Source organism: Streptomyces sp. NPDC048002, assembly GCF_040653275.1.
Classification (GTDB): Bacteria; Actinomycetota; Actinomycetes; order Streptomycetales; family Streptomycetaceae; genus Streptomyces.
This window is the reverse complement of the sequence record NZ_JBEZNL010000043.1, coordinates 23,128-39,108: the sequence shown is the minus strand read 5'-3', so window position 1 is coordinate 39,108 and position 15,981 is coordinate 23,128. Positions and strand designations below refer to the sequence as shown.

The 15,981-nt window shown below is 70.8% G+C and carries 17 protein-coding genes, 2 pseudogenes and 1 riboswitch; of the genes and pseudogenes, 7 read left to right on the top strand and 12 right to left on the bottom strand.

The features are described from left to right. The first annotated feature begins 293 nt into the window (after positions 1-293). Both AB0E07_RS33930 and AB0E07_RS33925 read left to right on the top strand, forming a co-directional pair. Complete coding sequence (locus AB0E07_RS33930) at positions 294-986, top strand: hypothetical protein (RefSeq protein ID WP_362260713.1); 693 nt, start codon at positions 294-296, stop codon at positions 984-986. Between the two features lie 227 nt (positions 987-1,213). Beyond that, positions 1,214-2,710 (top strand): PepSY domain-containing protein, encoded by a 1,497-nt coding sequence (locus AB0E07_RS33925; protein ID WP_362260711.1) that lies wholly within the window; start codon positions 1,214-1,216, stop codon positions 2,708-2,710. 70 nt (positions 2,711-2,780) lie between these two features. Here the strand turns inward: AB0E07_RS33925 and AB0E07_RS33920 are convergent, their stop codons facing one another. The 7 genes and pseudogenes from AB0E07_RS33920 to AB0E07_RS33890 all read right to left on the bottom strand — a co-directional run bounded on the left by AB0E07_RS33920 (position 2,781) and on the right by AB0E07_RS33890 (position 8,745). After that, positions 2,781-3,881: an enoyl-CoA hydratase/isomerase family protein gene (locus AB0E07_RS33920; RefSeq protein ID WP_362260709.1), complete on the bottom strand. Its 1,101-nt coding sequence runs from the start codon at positions 3,879-3,881 to the stop codon at positions 2,781-2,783. Further along, positions 3,878-4,039: pseudogene (locus AB0E07_RS33915) on the bottom strand (acyl-CoA dehydrogenase family protein); the annotation flags it as partial. The pseudogene AB0E07_RS33915 and the gene AB0E07_RS33920, both read right to left, overlap by 4 nt. 8 nt (positions 4,040-4,047) lie before the next feature. After that, the gene (locus AB0E07_RS33910) at positions 4,048-4,740 is read right to left on the bottom strand and encodes a (2Fe-2S)-binding protein (protein WP_362260707.1); all 693 of its coding nucleotides are present in this window, start codon (positions 4,738-4,740) and stop codon (positions 4,048-4,050) included. Beyond that, entirely contained in the window at positions 4,737-5,546 is an 810-nt protein-coding gene (locus tag AB0E07_RS33905) for an ABC transporter ATP-binding protein (protein ID WP_362260753.1), read from the bottom strand. Before AB0E07_RS33905 ends, AB0E07_RS33910 begins: the two co-directional genes overlap by 4 nt. A 113-nt stretch (positions 5,547-5,659) precedes the next feature. Further along, a complete protein-coding gene (locus AB0E07_RS33900; protein ID WP_362260751.1) occupies positions 5,660-6,673 on the bottom strand; it encodes an iron ABC transporter permease in 1,014 nt (337 codons plus the stop codon). A gap of 92 nt (positions 6,674-6,765) precedes the next feature. Next, positions 6,766-7,755 carry an ABC transporter substrate-binding protein gene (locus tag AB0E07_RS33895; protein WP_362260705.1) on the bottom strand — a complete coding sequence of 330 codons (990 nt, stop codon included), beginning with the start codon at positions 7,753-7,755 and terminating at the stop codon, positions 6,766-6,768. Between the two features lie 377 nt (positions 7,756-8,132). After that, positions 8,133-8,260, bottom strand: a riboswitch (cobalamin riboswitch). Between the two features lie 137 nt (positions 8,261-8,397). Then, a complete protein-coding gene (locus AB0E07_RS33890; protein WP_362260703.1) occupies positions 8,398-8,745 on the bottom strand; it encodes a VOC family protein in 348 nt (115 codons plus the stop codon). A gap of 173 nt (positions 8,746-8,918) precedes the next feature. On the opposite strand from AB0E07_RS33890, the gene AB0E07_RS33885 reads away from it, so the two are divergent. Both AB0E07_RS33885 and AB0E07_RS33880 read left to right on the top strand, forming a co-directional pair. Then, positions 8,919-9,461 carry a winged helix-turn-helix domain-containing protein gene (locus tag AB0E07_RS33885; RefSeq protein ID WP_362260701.1) on the top strand — a complete coding sequence of 181 codons (543 nt, stop codon included), beginning with the start codon at positions 8,919-8,921 and terminating at the stop codon, positions 9,459-9,461. Continuing rightward, a complete protein-coding gene (locus AB0E07_RS33880; RefSeq protein WP_362260699.1) occupies positions 9,458-10,735 on the top strand; it encodes an MFS transporter in 1,278 nt (425 codons plus the stop codon). Before AB0E07_RS33885 ends, AB0E07_RS33880 begins: the two co-directional genes overlap by 4 nt. A 146-nt stretch (positions 10,736-10,881) precedes the next feature. Here the strand turns inward: AB0E07_RS33880 and AB0E07_RS33875 are convergent, their stop codons facing one another. The 3 genes from AB0E07_RS33875 to AB0E07_RS33865 all read right to left on the bottom strand — a co-directional run bounded on the left by AB0E07_RS33875 (position 10,882) and on the right by AB0E07_RS33865 (position 13,556). Next, on the bottom strand, positions 10,882-11,478 hold the full coding sequence (locus AB0E07_RS33875; RefSeq protein WP_362260697.1) for a hypothetical protein: 597 nt from the start codon (positions 11,476-11,478) through the stop codon (positions 10,882-10,884). Positions 11,479-11,561: 83 nt separating this feature from the next. Beyond that, a complete protein-coding gene (locus AB0E07_RS33870; RefSeq protein ID WP_362260695.1) occupies positions 11,562-12,344 on the bottom strand; it encodes a glycerophosphodiester phosphodiesterase family protein in 783 nt (260 codons plus the stop codon). 81 nt (positions 12,345-12,425) lie between these two features. After that, a complete protein-coding gene (locus AB0E07_RS33865) occupies positions 12,426-13,556 on the bottom strand; it encodes a transposase (protein WP_362260749.1) in 1,131 nt (376 codons plus the stop codon). An 80-nt stretch (positions 13,557-13,636) separates the two neighbouring features. On the opposite strand from AB0E07_RS33865, the pseudogene tnpA reads away from it, so the two are divergent. Then, a pseudogene (gene tnpA / locus AB0E07_RS33860) lies at positions 13,637-13,955 on the top strand (IS200/IS605 family transposase); the annotation flags it as partial. A 176-nt stretch (positions 13,956-14,131) separates the two neighbouring features. Then, positions 14,132-14,581, top strand: a complete 450-nt coding sequence (locus AB0E07_RS33855) for an SRPBCC family protein (protein ID WP_362260693.1) — start codon at positions 14,132-14,134, stop codon at positions 14,579-14,581. Positions 14,582-14,664: 83 nt separating this feature from the next. On the opposite strand, the gene AB0E07_RS33850 is transcribed toward AB0E07_RS33855, so the two are convergent. Both AB0E07_RS33850 and AB0E07_RS33845 read right to left on the bottom strand, forming a co-directional pair. Continuing rightward, complete coding sequence (locus AB0E07_RS33850) at positions 14,665-14,934, bottom strand: hypothetical protein (RefSeq protein WP_362260691.1); 270 nt, start codon at positions 14,932-14,934, stop codon at positions 14,665-14,667. 77 nt (positions 14,935-15,011) lie between these two features. Continuing rightward, positions 15,012-15,227: a DUF6479 family protein gene (locus tag AB0E07_RS33845; protein WP_362260689.1), complete on the bottom strand. Its 216-nt coding sequence runs from the start codon at positions 15,225-15,227 to the stop codon at positions 15,012-15,014. Between the two features lie 172 nt (positions 15,228-15,399). Between AB0E07_RS33845 and AB0E07_RS33840 the strand changes: the two genes are divergently transcribed. Then, positions 15,400-15,942 carry a type 1 glutamine amidotransferase domain-containing protein gene (locus tag AB0E07_RS33840; RefSeq protein WP_362260687.1) on the top strand — a complete coding sequence of 181 codons (543 nt, stop codon included), beginning with the start codon at positions 15,400-15,402 and terminating at the stop codon, positions 15,940-15,942. The last annotated feature ends 39 nt before the right edge of the window (positions 15,943-15,981 follow it).

Here is a 15,981-nt window from a genome sequence, read left to right as displayed (position 1 = left end):
CCGTCAGGTGAAGGACGCGGCCACGGTGCACGGGGCCGGCCCGCCGACGTGCCGTACCCGGTGAAGGCACACGGCGAATGAGCGTTCCCGACGCCCCCTGGTGCGGCTGATTCCGGTCCCGGTAAGCTCAGCCGACCCGGGCGACAAAGGGAACGTCTGCCGTACGGGACCGGCCACGATGACCAATCCGACCTCGTTCGGAGACTTCCGTGGCCGAGATTGAACGGTGAGGAACCCGCGCGCGTAGAAGTGCGGGAACGGCGTGAGCCGCCCGACGAGCGCAAGGAGGGGTGATGGCCGACCGTGGCATGCTCCGCGCCGCGCGGGTGGCACTCTTCACCCTGGTGTGCGTCGCACTCGCGGCCACCGGTCACAGCCTCGCCGGAGGACACCGGCCACCCCTTCTCGCCCTCGCGCTCGGCGGCACGACCGTCGCCCTCCTCGCGGGGCGCCTCGCCGGAAGGGAACGCACCTTCGGGCAGCTCGCCGGCGCGGTCACGCTGACCCAGGGCGCCCTCCACCTGCTCTTCACTCTCACCGGGCCCGGCCACACCGCCACGGCCCCCGCCGCCCAAGGCGGCCTGCACGCCAAGCACTTGGCGCACGCGGACGCCACGGCGTTCTACGGCGCGGAAGCCGTGAACGGGGCGGCCGACGCCGGCGCCGCTCCGGTTGGCATGGTCATGGCCTCCACGCATCTGAGTCCCTTGATGCTGCTCGCGCACCTCGTCGCCGGACTCGGTACGGCCTGGTGGCTGCGACAGGGCGAGGCGCTGGTGTGGCGGCTGTGCCGACTGCTCGGCGCACCCCTGTCGACGGCGCTGCACGCGCTCGTTCTGCTGCGCCGCTGGGCGCGGCTCCAGGCACGGCTGGCATGGCGGCGGCTGCCTCCGCTCTTCCGCACGGCCCACCAGGTGCCGTGCCGGATCCGGGTCCTGGAGCACACGCTCGCCCGGCGGGGTCCACCCGTTCTGTTCACTCACTGATCCGGCCGGGCCGACGGTGCCGACGCACCGCCGACCCCTTCCGGTGTTCCTCCGCCCGTGTCCCCGGTCAACCGGGAGCGCGGCGGCTCTCACGCGTACCACCCCCGCCCTCGGCACGGCACCGCTCGTCACGCCGGGAGCGCCGGTGGCACGCGCCCTTTGGCAGTGAACAGATCCCGGCCGCACCCTGTGCGGTCCGGGCTGGACCTCAGGAGCTGAACCCAGGCATGAGCACCACATCCGACGCCTCCCCCGACGGCGCCCCACTCGCCGACTCCCCGGCCGGGACGCCCGCGTCCGCCGCTTCCCCCACCGCCGCCCCGGCCGCCACGCGCACGCGCTCCGGCTGGTGGCCCCTGCTGACCCGGCTGCACTTCTACGCCGGTGTCCTCGTCGCCCCCTTCCTGCTGGTCGCCGCGCTGACCGGGCTGGCGTACACGGCTGTTCCGCAGCTGGACCGGATCGTGTACGGCCAGGAGCTGCGGGTGGAGAAGGTGGGTGAGACGGCGAAGCCCCTGTCGGAGCAGATAGCCGCCGCCCGCGAGGCCCACCCCGAGGGCACCATCGCCTCGGTGATCCCGCCCGAGGCCGACGACCACACCACCAAGGTCGTCCTCTCCGTCCCCGAGCTGGCCGAGCAGGACAAGCAGCGCACCGTCTACGTCGACCCCTACACCGGCGAGGTCCGCGGCGCCCTCACCACCTGGTTCGGATCGACCCCGCTGGCCACCTGGCTCGACGACCTGCACCGCAACCTGCACCTCGGGGAGACGGGCCGCCTGTACTCCGAACTCGCCGCGAGCTGGCTGTGGGTGCTGGTCCTCGGAGGTCTGCTGCTGTGGTTCGGACGCCGGCGCTCCTACGCGGGCGGGGCCAAGCGCAACACGGTGGTGCCCGAGCGCGGGACGAAGGGTGTGCGCCGTAGCCGCAGCCTGCACGCCGTCACCGGTGTGTGGATCTCGGCCGGACTGCTCGTCCTGAGCGCGACCGGGCTGACCTGGTCGGCGTACGCCGGTGAGCGCTTCACCGAGCTGCGCACCTCGCTGAGCGCCTACGCGCCCGAGCTGGACACCTCGGTCTCCGGCTCGGAGGCGTCGGGCGGCCACGACCACTCCGACGAGCACGGTTCCGCGGACGCGGGCGCCGGCCTGCCGGAGGGTCTGAGCGTCGACCAAATCCTGGAGAACGCCCGTGGCGCCGGCCTCGACGGCCCGGTGGAACTGACCGTGCCCGCCGACGAGGAGAGCACCTGGACGGTCGCCCAGACCGACGGGCTGTGGCCGGTCCACCTGGACCAGGCGGCCGTCGACCCGCACAGCGGCGAGATCACCTCCCGCGTCGACTGGGCCGACCACCCGGTGCTCGCGAAGCTCAGCACCCTCGGGGTGCGCGCCCACATGGGCACGCTGTTCGGCCTGGCCAACCAGATCGTCCTCGCGGTCATCGCGCTCGGCCTGAGCGTGGGCATCGTGCTCGGCTACCGCATGTGGTGGCAGCGGCGGCCCACGCGCGCCGACCGCCGTGCCCTCGTCGGCCGCGCGCCGGCGCGCGGCACCTGGCGGCACCTGCCCTGGCCGGCGCTGGTCGTCGCCGTACCGGTGGTGGCCGCGGTCGGCTGGGCGTTCCCGTTGCTGGGCTGGTCCCTGCTGGCCTTCCTGGTCCTGGACGCCGTGCTCCCGCTGCTCCAGCGGCGGCGGGCCGCGACTCCCCCGGCCGGCGCCTGACGGGACCCGGGCTCCCGTGCGGTCCGCACTCGGCACCGAGTGCGGACCGCACGGTCCTGCCGGACTCCGCTCAGCGGTGCCGGAACTCGGGGGGCCGCTGGTCGGCGAAGGCGCCCATCCCGTCCTGCTGGTCGGCGGTGGCGAGGCCGAGTTCACGCTCGCCGAGAGGGGTGAAGAACCGCTCGACGTCGGCGTCGGTCACCTCGTCGAGTGTCGTCGGCGACCATCGGGGGTTGCGGTCCTTGTCGATGACCTGGGCACGGATGCCCTCCACCAGATCGGGTGCGGTGAGGGCGGCGCAGGAGACGCGGTACTCCTGGTCCAGCACCCGCTCCAGCACTCCGAGACGGCGGGCCCGGCGCACCGCGGCGAGGGTGACCTTGAGCGAGGTCGGGGACTTGGCGAGCAGGGTCTCGGCGGTCTCCTTGGCGGCCGGGTCACCGTGGGCGAGGAGCCGTCGCACGATCTCCTCGACGGTGTCGGCGGAGAAGCAGGCGTCGATCCATTCCTTGCGGCCGGGCAGCTCCCCCTCGGGATCGGGCGTCACATGGCGGGCGACGGCCTCGCGCGCGGGCAGGTGGGCGAAGTCGTCGACGAGATCGCCCAACTGGGCCGAGGGCACATAGTGGTCTGCCAGCCCGCACAGCAGGGCGTCCCCGGCGCCGATCTGCGCGCCCGTCAGCGCGAGGCAGGTGCCCAGCTCACCGGGGGCGAGGCCGAGCAGGTAGGTGCCGCCGACGTCCGGGACGAAACCGATGCCGGTCTCCGGCATCGCGATCCTGGACCGTTCGGTGACGATCCGGACGCTGCCGTGCGCGGAGACGCCGACGCCTCCGCCCATCACGATGCCGTCCATGAGGGCTGCGTACGGCTTGGGGTAGCGGGCGATACGGGCGTTGAGCCGGTACTCGTCGCGCCAGAACGCGGCCGAGGCGCTGCCGTCCCGGTCGCGGGCGTCGTCGTGGATGGCGCGGATGTCACCGCCGGCGCACAGACCGCGCTCTCCCGCACCGCTGATGACCACGGTCTCGATCGCCGGATCGTCCTCCCACTCCGTGAGCGCCTGGTCGATGCGCGACACCATGTCGTGGGTGAGGGCATTCAGGGCCCTGGGGCGGTTGAGGGTGATATGGCCCGCCCGGCCCGTCACATGGAACAGGACGTCGTTCATCCGAATGCCTCCGTCAGTCCGCGGGCCACGATGACACGCATGATCTCGTCGGTTCCTTCCAGCATTTGTTGGAACCGCAGGTCTCGGTCGATCTTGTCAGTGCCGTACTCACGGAGGTGACCGTAGCCGCCGTGCGGTGGCTACGCCCGGTCGGCGACGGGGCCGTTCATCGGGCCAGGGAACAGTCGCCGCACTTCTCACCGGAAGGCACCCGGTAATAGAGGCAACAGCTGCGCCTGCGGAAGGTGAGATCGGGTCCCAGGACCTTTCCGGTGCCGTTCAGCCGGCCCGTGTTCAGCAGGCCCGCGACGAGTGCGGAAAGGGGGTCGGCCAGGTCCGGGCGGGCGGTCAGGACGGCCCGCGCCGCCTCCACCAGCGCCGACGCCGCGTTGCCGGCGAGCAGTCCGGGAGCCACCTTGACGCGCAGTCCGGCGGCGAGCACGTCCAGGTGCCGGGTCATGACCATCTCGTACAGCACCTCCGTGAGCCGCGGTATCGCCGGGGCGTACCAGCCGTCGGGGTCCGCGGGCAGGCGCAGTGCGGGGCCGTCGTCGGCGCGCAGGACCCGGCTCAGATCGGGGACGATCGCGTGCACGACCGTGCAGGCCAGCAGGGGTGACCACAGGCGGGCGGCGTGCCCGAGCTGCACGATGGAGGCGCCGATGCGCAGTTCACCGGTGCCGTAGCGGTCCGCGGTCGCCGCGACGAGGTCGGCGAAGCCGCGGGCGTACGCCTCCTCGACCGGATGCCAACCCTCGGCTGGGCCGCCCGACTCGACGGAGAAGAAGGATCCGAACGCCGCGATGTCCTGGAGGGCTTCGGCGACGACGGTCCCGGGTGCCTGGCGTGAGGTGTTCACTTCGGCCTCCCGAAGGAGTCGGTGCCCGTGAGGAGCGTGATGGGCGGCGCACCGGTGCCGGGGCGCCTGGTCACCTCGGCGTCGACGCGGTAGACATCGGCCAGCAGTTCGGCGGTGAGGACCTGCGCGGGAGGACCGGTGGTGACGACGCGGCCGCCGGCCAGCACGCAGATCCGGTCGCAGAACGCGGCGGCCAGGTTGAGGTCGTGGAGCGCGACGAGGGCCGTCACCCCGAGCCGCCGGACCAGGCGCAGGGTGTCGAGTTGGTGGCGCAGGTCGAGGTGGTTGGTCGGCTCGTCCAGCACCATCGTGCCCGCCCGCTGGGCGAGGGCCCTGGCGATGAGCACGCGCTGCTTCTCGCCGCCCGACAGCCGGGAGAAGGGGGCACGGGCGAGTCCGGCGGCGTCGAGTTCGGCGAGCGCGGCCATGATGACGGCACGGTCGTCGGCGTCGTCCCCGTCGAAGGGCCGCTTGTGCGGGGTACGGCCCATGGCCACCACGTCGTAGACGGAGAGTTCGAAGTCGCCGGCGGACTCCTGGAGAACGGCGGCGAGCAGCCGGGCGAGGCTCTTGCCCTTCATCCGCCGGACGTCCTGACCGTCGAGCAGCACCCGTCCCGAGGTCGGACGCAGCGCCCGGTAGACGGTGCGCAACAGGGTCGATTTGCCGGCCCCGTTGGGTCCGACGAGGCCGACCACCTCGCCGGGGTCCACGCGCAGGGACGCCCGGTCCACCAGGGCCCGTCCCTCGACGACGACGGAGACGTCCTCCACGGCCAGGGTGCCGGGCGCGGCCGTGACCGACATCGGATCCACCGTCTTCTCCATCACCTTCTCCGTCGCCTTGGCGGTCGCCTTCTCCGTCGGCTTCTCCGTCGGCTTCTCCGTCGGCTTCTCGCTCGGCGTCTCCGTCGTCCTCGTCATGCTGTCCTCCGACGCATCAGCCACAGGAAGAAGGGACCGCCGACCAGGGCGGTGAGGATGCCCACCGGAATCTCCTCCGGACTCATGACCGTGCGTGCCGCGAGATCCGCGGCGATGAGGAACGCCGCGCCTAGCAGGGCGGCGGCGGGCAGCGCACGGCGGTGGTCGGCGCCGACGAGCAGGCGCACCACGTGCGGCATGATCAGGCCGACAAAGCCGATCTGGCCGCTGACCGCGACGATCGTGCCGATCATCACCGCGACCAGCGTGAACAGCGCCGCCCGGAAGCGGTGCACGTCCAGACCGAGCGCGACGGCCGCCTCCTCCCCCGCGAGCAGCAGGTTCAGCGGCCGGCAGACGCCGAGCAGGACGGCGGTGCCGAGCAGGACGGCGCCCACGGGGATCCAGACCACGGTCCAGGTGGTGCCGCCCAGCCCGCCGAGCATCCAGCGCAGCGCCGACTGCGTCTTGTGCGGGTCGTCGGAGGTGACGATCAGGAAGCTGGCGAGCGCCGACAGCACCTCGGCGGTCGCCACGCCCGCCAGCACGAGCCGGACGGTGGTCATCCGGCCACCGGAGCGGGCCAGGAAGTAGACGGCGACCAGCGCGGCCAGTGCCCCGAGGAAGGCCGCGATCGGCAGGGAGAAGACCCCGAACAGGGAGAGGTTGAGGACGACGACGAGCACCGCGCCGACCGAGGCGCCCGAGGAGACCCCGAGCAGCATCGGGTCGGCGAGCGGATTGCGCACGAGGGCCTGAAGGGCCATCCCGGACACCGCCAGGCCCGCGCCGACGACCCCGGCGAGCAGCACCCGCGGCAGCCGTACGTCGATGACGATCGTCTCGCGGACCGGGGTCCAGGTCGGATCGGCCAGCGCCGGATGCACCCGGTGCAGGAGGATGCCCCACACCTGTCCGGCCGGGACGCTGATCGACCCGACGGCGATCCCGAACGTGGCCGCGACCACGACGAGCGCGCCGAGCACCAGTAGCACGAGCGGGAAGGGCATCCGACGGGTGCGCCGGCCATCGGCGCCGCCGTCCCGCACCGCGGGGAGGGCGGACTTCGTGCCCTGCTCCTCGGTCAGTTCCGCCGCCTCACTCACTTGAAGCGGTCCGGGTGGATCTGGCGGGCCAGGGACTCCACCGCTGCGGGGACCCGGACGCCCAGCACCGTGGACGACAGGGGCAGCACGGCGAACCGCTCGTTCTTGATGGCGGGTACGTCCTTCAGGGCCGGGTTCGCCAGCAGGAACTTCTTCTTGTCCTCGACCGTCTGGTCGCCGTAGTCGTAGATGACGATGACCTCGGGCGCCCGTTCGGCGACCTGCTCGAAGGACACGTCACCGAACGCCTTGTCCAGATCGGCGAAGAGGTTCACGCCACCGGCCTGCTCGATCATCTCGTTGCCGATACCGGCCCCGCCGGCCGTGAACGCGGTCTTGTCACCGCTGTCGTAGACGAAGAGGTCCACCGGATCGACTCCGTCGAGCTTCTCCTCGACCGTGTCGAGGGTGGCGTGGAGTTCCTTCAGTTCCGATTCGGCGCGTTCCGAGACGCCGAAGATCTTGGCGACGTTGCGGATCTCCTGGTCCATCGTGGCCATCGTCACGGGGCCGGAGGGGCATTCCTCGATGTTCAGGTAGGAGTTGATGCCCGCGTCGGACAGGGCCTCGCGGCTGCGGCCGTCCTTCTCGTCGAAGGTGGAGGCGAACCCCCCGTACGCCAGGTCGGGTTCGGCCGCCAGCAGCGTCTCGAAGGACGGGTACTCCTTCGCGATGACGTCGATGCCGTCGTAGGCGTCCTGGTACTCGGGGAGGATCTCGTCGTCGAGGTAGGCCGTACCCACCATCGAGTTCTCCAGGCCGAGTGCCAGCATGACCTCCGTGGCGTGCTGGTTGAGCGACACCGCTCGCTCCGGGGGACGCTGATAGGTCGTCCTCACCCCGCAGTTGGACACCGTCACCGGGTAACCGTCGGCGGCGGCACCCTTCGGAGCGGCATCGTCCCGCGTGGCGCTCTCACCGCAGCCGGACATCAGCAGGGCCGCGGCTATCGCCGACAGCAGGGTCACAGGGCGCTTGCCCGTCATGGGGTGGGTCCTCTCACCGAGGGATGGCACGGGAACGGTCCGGATCACGGTCCGGGGCACGGCTGGGGGCACTCGCGTCGAGTGTCGACGACCGGGTAAGCGGCGTCGCCCCCGCTCGGCTACGGGGTCGCGACGGCAGCCGGAGCCGCTGAACGACCGCACCGGGTAGGTGGAAGCGGGGTCACAAGACGGAGCGGGGCAAGGGTACGGAGCCGCGGGAAACCGGGTGTCAGCGGGCGGCGCGCAACCCCCGCGGTCGACCACGGTACGCCGTGGCCGCAGGGCATCGAGCCGGGTCGCAACCCCTCCAAGGGCATCACTACACGCCCTCCTCTCCGGGGAAATCCGCCCCAGCTACGTCGAGGAGGCGACCGCGTGAGTCTCCTGGCTCTCGGGTCAAGGCTCGCCCCGGCCTTCCCACCCGCATCCGGGCAGTGGTCTGTTCGGGGTCCGCTCGCCGATCACAGTGGCGGGACCGCGCCGGATTCACACCGGCTTCCTCGTTCCGCCGTCGCCTTTGTCGCGAGCCATCATGGCACGTGGTCGGCCCGGTCCACCACGCCCGCCCGGCAACGGACCGGGGTGACACGCCCCACGCGAGCGCCGTGCGCACGCGACACGCGCCCCCGCCGTCCCTGCCCGTCAGCGGTGCCCCAGTACGTTCACCACCTGGCCGTTGGGGTCGCGCACGCAGAACCGCCGCACCCCCCACTCCTCGTCCTGCAAGGGATGAACGATCTCCGCACCGCTCTCCCGCACAGCCGCGTAGGCCGCGTCCACGTCATCCACCTCGACGCTGAGGTCCGGGGTGACGGGCGCGGTCTTGTCCTCGCCCATGAGACTGATCTGCGCGGTCGGGCTCGACGGCGACGCGAGCGTCATGATCCAGCCGTGGTCCATGACCTTCTCGAACCCCAGCAGCCCGTAAAACTCGCGGCTCTCCTCCACAGCCTCCGACCGGACATTGGGTACGACACGACGAACGGCCATCGACAACTCCAAGGCAACACAGATCGGGCGTTGAGCCTCAGGTTGAGGCTCCCCAGCAGTACTACGCCACAACGGCCGCCGCACGCACCGCAGATCCCGGACAAGGCCCACCACCACGTTCAGTGTCCACAATCCCCTTGCGCAATGGTCAAGAGTCGTTGACCATTGCTCGCATGCCTGCCGACGACCTTCCCGAGACCTTTCACGTCACCACGGACGAACAGCTGCGTGCCGTCTCCAACCTCACGCGGCACCGGATCATGGCCGTGCTCCGCTTCGAGCCCGCCACCATCACGCAGATCGCCGACCGAGTGGGCCTCGCGAAGGGGAGTTCCAGCTACCACGTACGGCTGCTGGAGCGGGCCGGACTGGTGAAGGTGGTCCGGACCCGGAAGGTACGCGGGGTCACCGAGCGCTACTACGCCATGGCCGCGCGGTCGATCGTGCTGCCGGACCCGGGCGAGGGCGGCCCGGACGTCCTGATGCGGCACGCGATGGCGGACCTGGAGAGGGCTTCCGCGGACAGCGCCAGGCACGTCCGCATGGCGCATCTGCGCCTCACCGACGAACAGTTCGCCGAGCTGGGGACGCGACTGGAGGCGCTGGCGGACGAGTACCGGGCGCTGTCCGATCCGTCCCTGCCGGACACCTCCCTCGTCTTCGCCCTGTTCCACCCGGCCTCGCGCGCACAGGCCGCCGAGGAGGACGCCAAATGACGTCACCCATAAGCAAGTTGCCGACCGGGTTCGGACGGCTGTGGACCGCGCAGACGATCTCCTCACTCGGTGACGGTGTGTCACATGCCGCCCTGCCGCTGCTCGCGCTGACCTTGACCCGGGATCCGATGGCACTCGCCGTCGTCACCGCCGCCGGAACCCTGCCGTGGCTGCTCTTCGGGGTGCTCGGCGGCGCCCTGGTCGACCGCTGGGACCGACGCGTCACGATGTGGGTCACCGACGCGGCGCGGGCGGCACTGCTCGTGGTACCGGCGGCAGCCGCGGCCCTGGACTTGCTGAGCATCCCGCTGCTCGCCACCGTCGCCTTCCTCCTCGGCCTCGGCGGACTCTTCTTCGACACGGCCGCCTCGGCCTACCTCCCGGACCTCCTCGGCCGTGACCCCGCGCTGCTGGAGCGGGCCAACTCCCGCCTGCGCGGGACCCAGACGGCGATGTCCGGCTTCGCCGGGCCCCCCGCGGGCAGTGCCCTGCTCACTCTCGGGCGGGCGGTTCCGCTCCTCGCCGACGCGGTCTCGTTCGCCCTCTCGGCCCTGCTCGTACGGTCCTTGCCCGCGGCGCCCCGACCCGTTCCGCAGGCCCGCGAGTCGCTGCTCCAACAGGCCCGCGCCGGCGCCTCGTACGTCTTCCGCGACCGCTTGCTGCTCGGGCTCGCGCTGCGTCCGGCGGTCGGGAACATCGCCTTCATCGCCGTGGAGACGGTCCTCGCCCTCTTCGCCCACGACCGCCTGGGCATCGGCACCTTCGGCTTCGGCCTGCTGCTCACGGCGGAGGCGGCAGGCGGACTGGTCGGCGCGGGCATCGCCTCCTTCCTCGGCCGCCGCCTCGGCACCGGCACGGCGCTGACCTGCACGGCCGCGGTCGAGGGACTCGCCGTCCTCGGCCTCGCCACCGCCTCGAACCCGTACCTCGCGGGCCTCGCGCTCGCCGTCTGCGGCGCGGGCATGGGCGCCACGATGGTCCTCGCTCCCTCCCTCCGTCAGGCGATCGTCCCGACGCACCTGATGGGCCGGGTCACCTCCACCTCCCGGATGCTCGCCATGTGCGCCGCCCCGTTCGGCGCCTTCCTCGGCGGCTGGCTGGCCACCGCCTACGACGTACGCACCCCTCTGTACACCGCCGCGGGTCTGCTCCTGGCGATGACGGCGGTCACGGCGACGATGACCAGCGACAGCCGCGTGGAGGCGGCCCTGCGTGCCGCCGCGCGGGACGATGAGGCAGCGACCCAGGACTCCCCTCGGAGCCTGACCTCTTGACGAGGCGTCATCCAGCCTCCCGCGCACCGCGACAAACCGAGCGACGGCGGCCCGGATCACCGGGCTGCGAGGTGGACGTGCTCAGGGCGCGGCTGCGGGGTTGAGCACACCGACCGCTGGGCTCGCGGTCCGAGGTACCGCCGTCGTCAGTGGAAGCGCCGCGCGGCGTCGATCCAAGTGGCCTCGTGGCGATTGTCCGTGATCTCACGGAAGTTGCGGGCGGCGACGGTGGCGCTGGGCCGACTACGCTTACGGGGCGCCGTGTTGAGGAGTACGGACGTGGCCGCCGACAGTGTCTTGATCGCCTGGTAGGGCCTGGCTCCCGAGGAGTTCCAGGCGATGGGTCTTCCCTGTCTGATACTCCGGCGGACGACCTTGAACGCCTGGCGGACACCGCCGAGCATGTCGATCTCGTCCTCGGTGAGGAAGCGCTCCGCGGCCAACTTGGCCATGAGCGCCTCGATCTGGCCCTCGGCGGTGGTGGCCCGTTCGAGGCAGCCCCAGCCGGGATGCTCGGGCGTGGTGACAGGCGTGTGGCCGCCCGTGAGGGCGTTCCACGTCTTCCAAACGGCCACGAACTCGCCGTAGAGGCGTTGGAAGTCCTGAGCTGCCGCGAGATCCATCTCGCGGCTCTTCCTGACCTGTTCCCAACGGTCGGCGACCCGGGTGGTGACAAGCCAGCCGCCGCCCAGCGTGACGGCCACGGTGAGCAACGGAGCCCCCAAGGACTCGGTGATCGACATGGGTCTCCCGACGGCAGGCGCGGCCACTTCGGACTCAAACTGCCCAAGGGGGCCCCGCCCGCACACACGAGAGCCGTGCTCTGTCAGTTGCCCTGGGTACCGGAGTCGAGCTGTCGGGCGTCGGACGCGATCAGCTTCGCCGCGGATGCCGGGAGCGCGTTCTGCCGGGCGGCCAGTTCCGCGGTTCTGGCGAGCAGCGAGTACTTGCCGTGGGCGAGCTGCGTCAGGAGCACGGACACCGTGCTCTGCTTGCCGCGGGAGGCGAGGATCAGGTGCCCGAGCCCGGCCCGGTCGGCCTTGACGGTGAAGGTGCTGGTCGCCGTGGCGGTACCCGAGGGACCGGTCGCCTTGACCGTCAAGGTGTGTTCGCCGGCGGTCAGTTCCGTCAGGGCCAGCTCCTCCCCCGCTTCGCGCGGCACACCGTCGACGGTGATGACGGTCTGCGCGGCCTCGGCGTTGTCCACGTCCACCGCGATCACGGGACGCTGGGCGCGGTCCAGTTGGGCGCCGTCGGCGGGCGAGGTGACGGTCACGGCCGTCGCGGGAGTGACCTGCTGGGCCTGGGACTGGGTCCAACCGATCAGCTCAGTGGGCCGGTTGGTGATGATCGCGTCGACGCCGTACTCGTCGTACAGCTTCCATTTCGCGGCCGAGTCGATCGTCCACACCATGATGGCGACCCCTGCGTCATGCAGCTGATGCACGGTCTCCGGCCGGGCTTCCAGCGCGGCGCCGCTCGGGTTGTACGACGTCAGGTGCAGGTCCTCGGCGACGGCCACGGGGTCGGCGTGCAGCGTGCCGGTGAGCAGCCCGAGCGGCAGTTCGGGCGCGAGTTCGTGAACCCAGCGCAGGTGGTTCTCGGTCAACTTGACCCGGTCTTGAAGGACCGGGCTTGGAGGTAGTGCCCAGCTGGCTGCTGGGGTGGACTTCTCCGTCCTGACACCCCGTTATGGGGTGTCAGGGACGCGTGACTCACGCCCCGCGTTCCACACGCTCTCGCCGCGGGCGGCGATGTTGTGGGAAGCGTTCCGGTCGGCGTGGGCAACGACCCCGCACCCCCGGCAGATGAAAAGCCCCTGGCCGACACGGTTTCGCTTGTCGACGTGGCCGCATTCGGCGCACGTCTGCGACGTGTAGGCGGGATCAACGAAGACCAGGGGCACACCGGCCCGCCTGGCCTTGTAGACGATGAAGTCTCCGAGCTGAGCGAATGCCCAGGAATGGAGTGCGACCCGTTGGGGCTTGCGGAGCCGTACCCGGGTGCGGATTCCCTTGAGTTCTTCGAGGGCCAGGCCGCGTCCGGTGCGTTCAGCCTCGGTCACGATCGTCTTGGAGATGATGTGGTTGGTGTTGGCTGCGTGCCGCGCCTCTTTGCGGGCACGGGCCTTGAGCCGCCGTCTGGCGCTCTTGGTGCGCTTCTTCTGGAGCTTGGCGCGCAGCGCGAGCTGCCGCTTGCGGTACCGGTTGAGTCCCCGCCCGGCAGCGAGGTAGCCAGTGGAGGCGGTGGCGATGTTCCCGATGCCGAGGTCCACGCCGATGAAGCCGTCCGGCTCGTACTGCCCGGCCTCGGGCACGTCGCAGGTGGCGACGAGGTAGAACACGCCGTCACGCTCGATCAGGTCGGATTCACCCTGCCGGTGCGCCTGGAGCATCCTGAACGCGTCGGCGGAGCAGGCGAAGCGGATGTTCTTGACCCGGCCGTCCACGGTCCAGATGGAAACGGTCCGCTGATCGTACTGCCAGCTCAGGCACCGGTCGTCATACGGCTGGGCAGCCTCGGGCCGGAAGGTGACCGGTTTGGACTCGGCCCTGCGGCGACGCCTGGAACCTTCCTTGCCGAGGTTCCCGGCACGGATGTTGGCCCTGAGCGTGGTGTACGCGTCGCGCACCTTCTTGATGACGTGCTGCGCGGCCTGCGCACCCAGCCCCCGCGCCTTGAGGTGGGTGTAGGTGTGCTTGCGCAGCTCGTACTCACGCGGCACGCCGTGCTCGAACGCCACCTCCGACACCCAGTTCGCGGCGTCGTTGACCGTACGCAGGGTGCGCTCAAGCATGGATGCCTGCGCGGCATCCGGCATGAGTTTGACCTGCGTCACGATTTTCACAGCCGTGATCGTAGCAATGCTCTACGTCACCACGTCGGGAATCGAACCCCTCCATCCGGAGGGGCCGTACCGTTGCATGCACGATCCACGCACACGTGGTCTTCACACCCAAGCACCGGCGTGCCATGCACCGACGAGACCCTTCGACGCTGCGAAGAGGTCATGCGCGACGTGTGCACCGACTTCGGCGCCCAGCTGCGGGAGTTCAACGGCGAACGCGACCACGTCCGCCTGCTCGTGCACTACCCGCCCAAGGTCACCATCTCCCGACTCGTAGGCTCCCTCAAGGGCGTCTCCGCCCGGCGCCTCCGGCAGGAGTTCCCCTGCCACATCCGCACGTACCTGTGGGGTGAGCACTTCTGGTCGCCGTCATCAAGGAGTACATCGAGAACCAGGACCGTCCCGGCTGAGGCCAACAGCGCAGCCCCGTGCACCCGCGCGGGTCAGAACAGCGTTCGCTCCAGGACACCGTGTACCGCGGGGGCGGGTGGGTACCCGCCGCGGCATCAGCCCGACCACGGGACACGGACGAGGAAGTGGAGTTGAAGATGTCGAAGATCGAGGAGTCGGTCGAGGTCGACGCCCCTCTGCGCGCCGTCTACGACCAGTGGACCCAGTTCGAGAGCTTCCCTCAGTTCATGGATGGCGTCGAGCGGATCGAACAGCTGTCGACGACGCTGACCCACTGGGTGACGGAAGTCGGCGGGGTCCGCAGGGAGTTCGACGCGGAGATCACCGAACAGCACCCGGACGAGCGGATCGCCTGGACCACGGTGCACGGGGAGGTGCGGCAGGCCGGAGCGGTGACCTTCCACCGGCTCGACGACACCCGTACCAAGGTGATGCTCCGACTGGACCACGACCCTTCCGGAATCGCGGAGACCGTCGGAGACAAACTCGGGTTCGTCCGGCATCAGGCCAGGGGCGACCTCAAGAGGTTCAAGGCGTTCATCGAGGACCGCGGCGGTGCCTCGGGCGGTTGGCGCGGAACGGTCTGAGTACCGCCATGGGGGTGCGCCGCGGCGCACCCCCATGAGCTTGCGATTCCACCGGGTCAACCGGGTCAACCGGGTCAACCGGGTCAACCGGTGGGTTCGTCCGGTTCGGGGTCCTCTTCGACGTGGGAAGTGTCGGAGTCGAGGTCGCGGTCGTCCCTCCGGCCGGTGCCGGCCTCGTCGGTGTCGGGCACCGGCCCCTCTCCCTCCCCCTCGCCTCGCCCGTCGGGGACGGGGATCGCGAGCGGATCGTCCTTCGGCTCACCCGTGGCCTGCTGGTCCTGGGGGTCCCGCGGCAGCGGCTTGTCGGCCCGCGGGCTCGTGTAGCGGTCTTCGTGCTCGTCTCGCCTGCTCATCCTCGTGCCGCCTCTCCTTCGGAAGAACGCCTGGTGTCCGCCGCGCGCCCGCGACCGGGTTCTGGCATGACGTGGCCCTACCGCTCCGGGCCCCGGCGGCCGTCCGTCCGCCGGTCCACCGGCCGATGGGGCTGCTCCTCCGGTCGCGGCGGCGGGGGCCGACGGCGGCGCTTGCGGATTCCGAGTTGCGCCATCCCGATCAGCAGGGCGACGACGACGATCCCGACCAGGAGCGGTATCACGCCCGTCGCTCCACCCGCGGCTGTCGTGTAGGGCATTTCCATGGCAGTCATGGCCCGCGAGTACCCCTGCGCCGCTTCTCTATCACCAGGCCGACAACGCGCCGCGCCCCTCCGATCCCACCGGCGGGGCCACATCCCCGCTCCCAGCATCCGGCTTTCGGAGTCGATCGCGGTCATGCGGGTACTCGGGGGCCCTGCCGGTACCGGAGAGGAGTGGGCACCCATGAAGATCGCGCTTCTTGCAGCCTCCGAGGGCGTGGAACAGGTCGAACTCACCGAGCCGTGGCAGGCCGTCAAGGACGCAGGGGACGTTCCGTCGCTGGTCTCCACCGAGCGAGGGGACATCCAGGCGTTCCACCACCTGGACCGCGCGGACACGTTCCGCGTCGACGACATCGTGGGGGAAGCGGATGTGGCCGAGTACGGAGCACTGATCCTGCCGGGCGGGGTGGCCAACCCCGACGCCCTGCGGATGAACGAGCAGGCCGTGCAGTTCGTGAAATCGTTCTTCGAGGCCGGCAAGCCAGTGGCCGCGATCTGCCACGCGCCGTGGACGCTGATCGAGGCGGGCGTGCTGCGAGGGCGAACCCTGACCTCGTGGCCCAGCCTGCGCACCGACATCCGCAACGCGGGCGGCGACTGGGTCGACGAACCGGTGCACATCTGCCGCGCCGGCCGGAGCGTCCTGGTCACCAGCCGGAAACCGGACGACCTCGAAGTCTTCACCAGTGCCTTCACGAAGGAGTTCGCCTTCGCGGCCCTCTGACACCGCTCACCGGTCCTCTCGACCGTGGTTTCCGGGGTG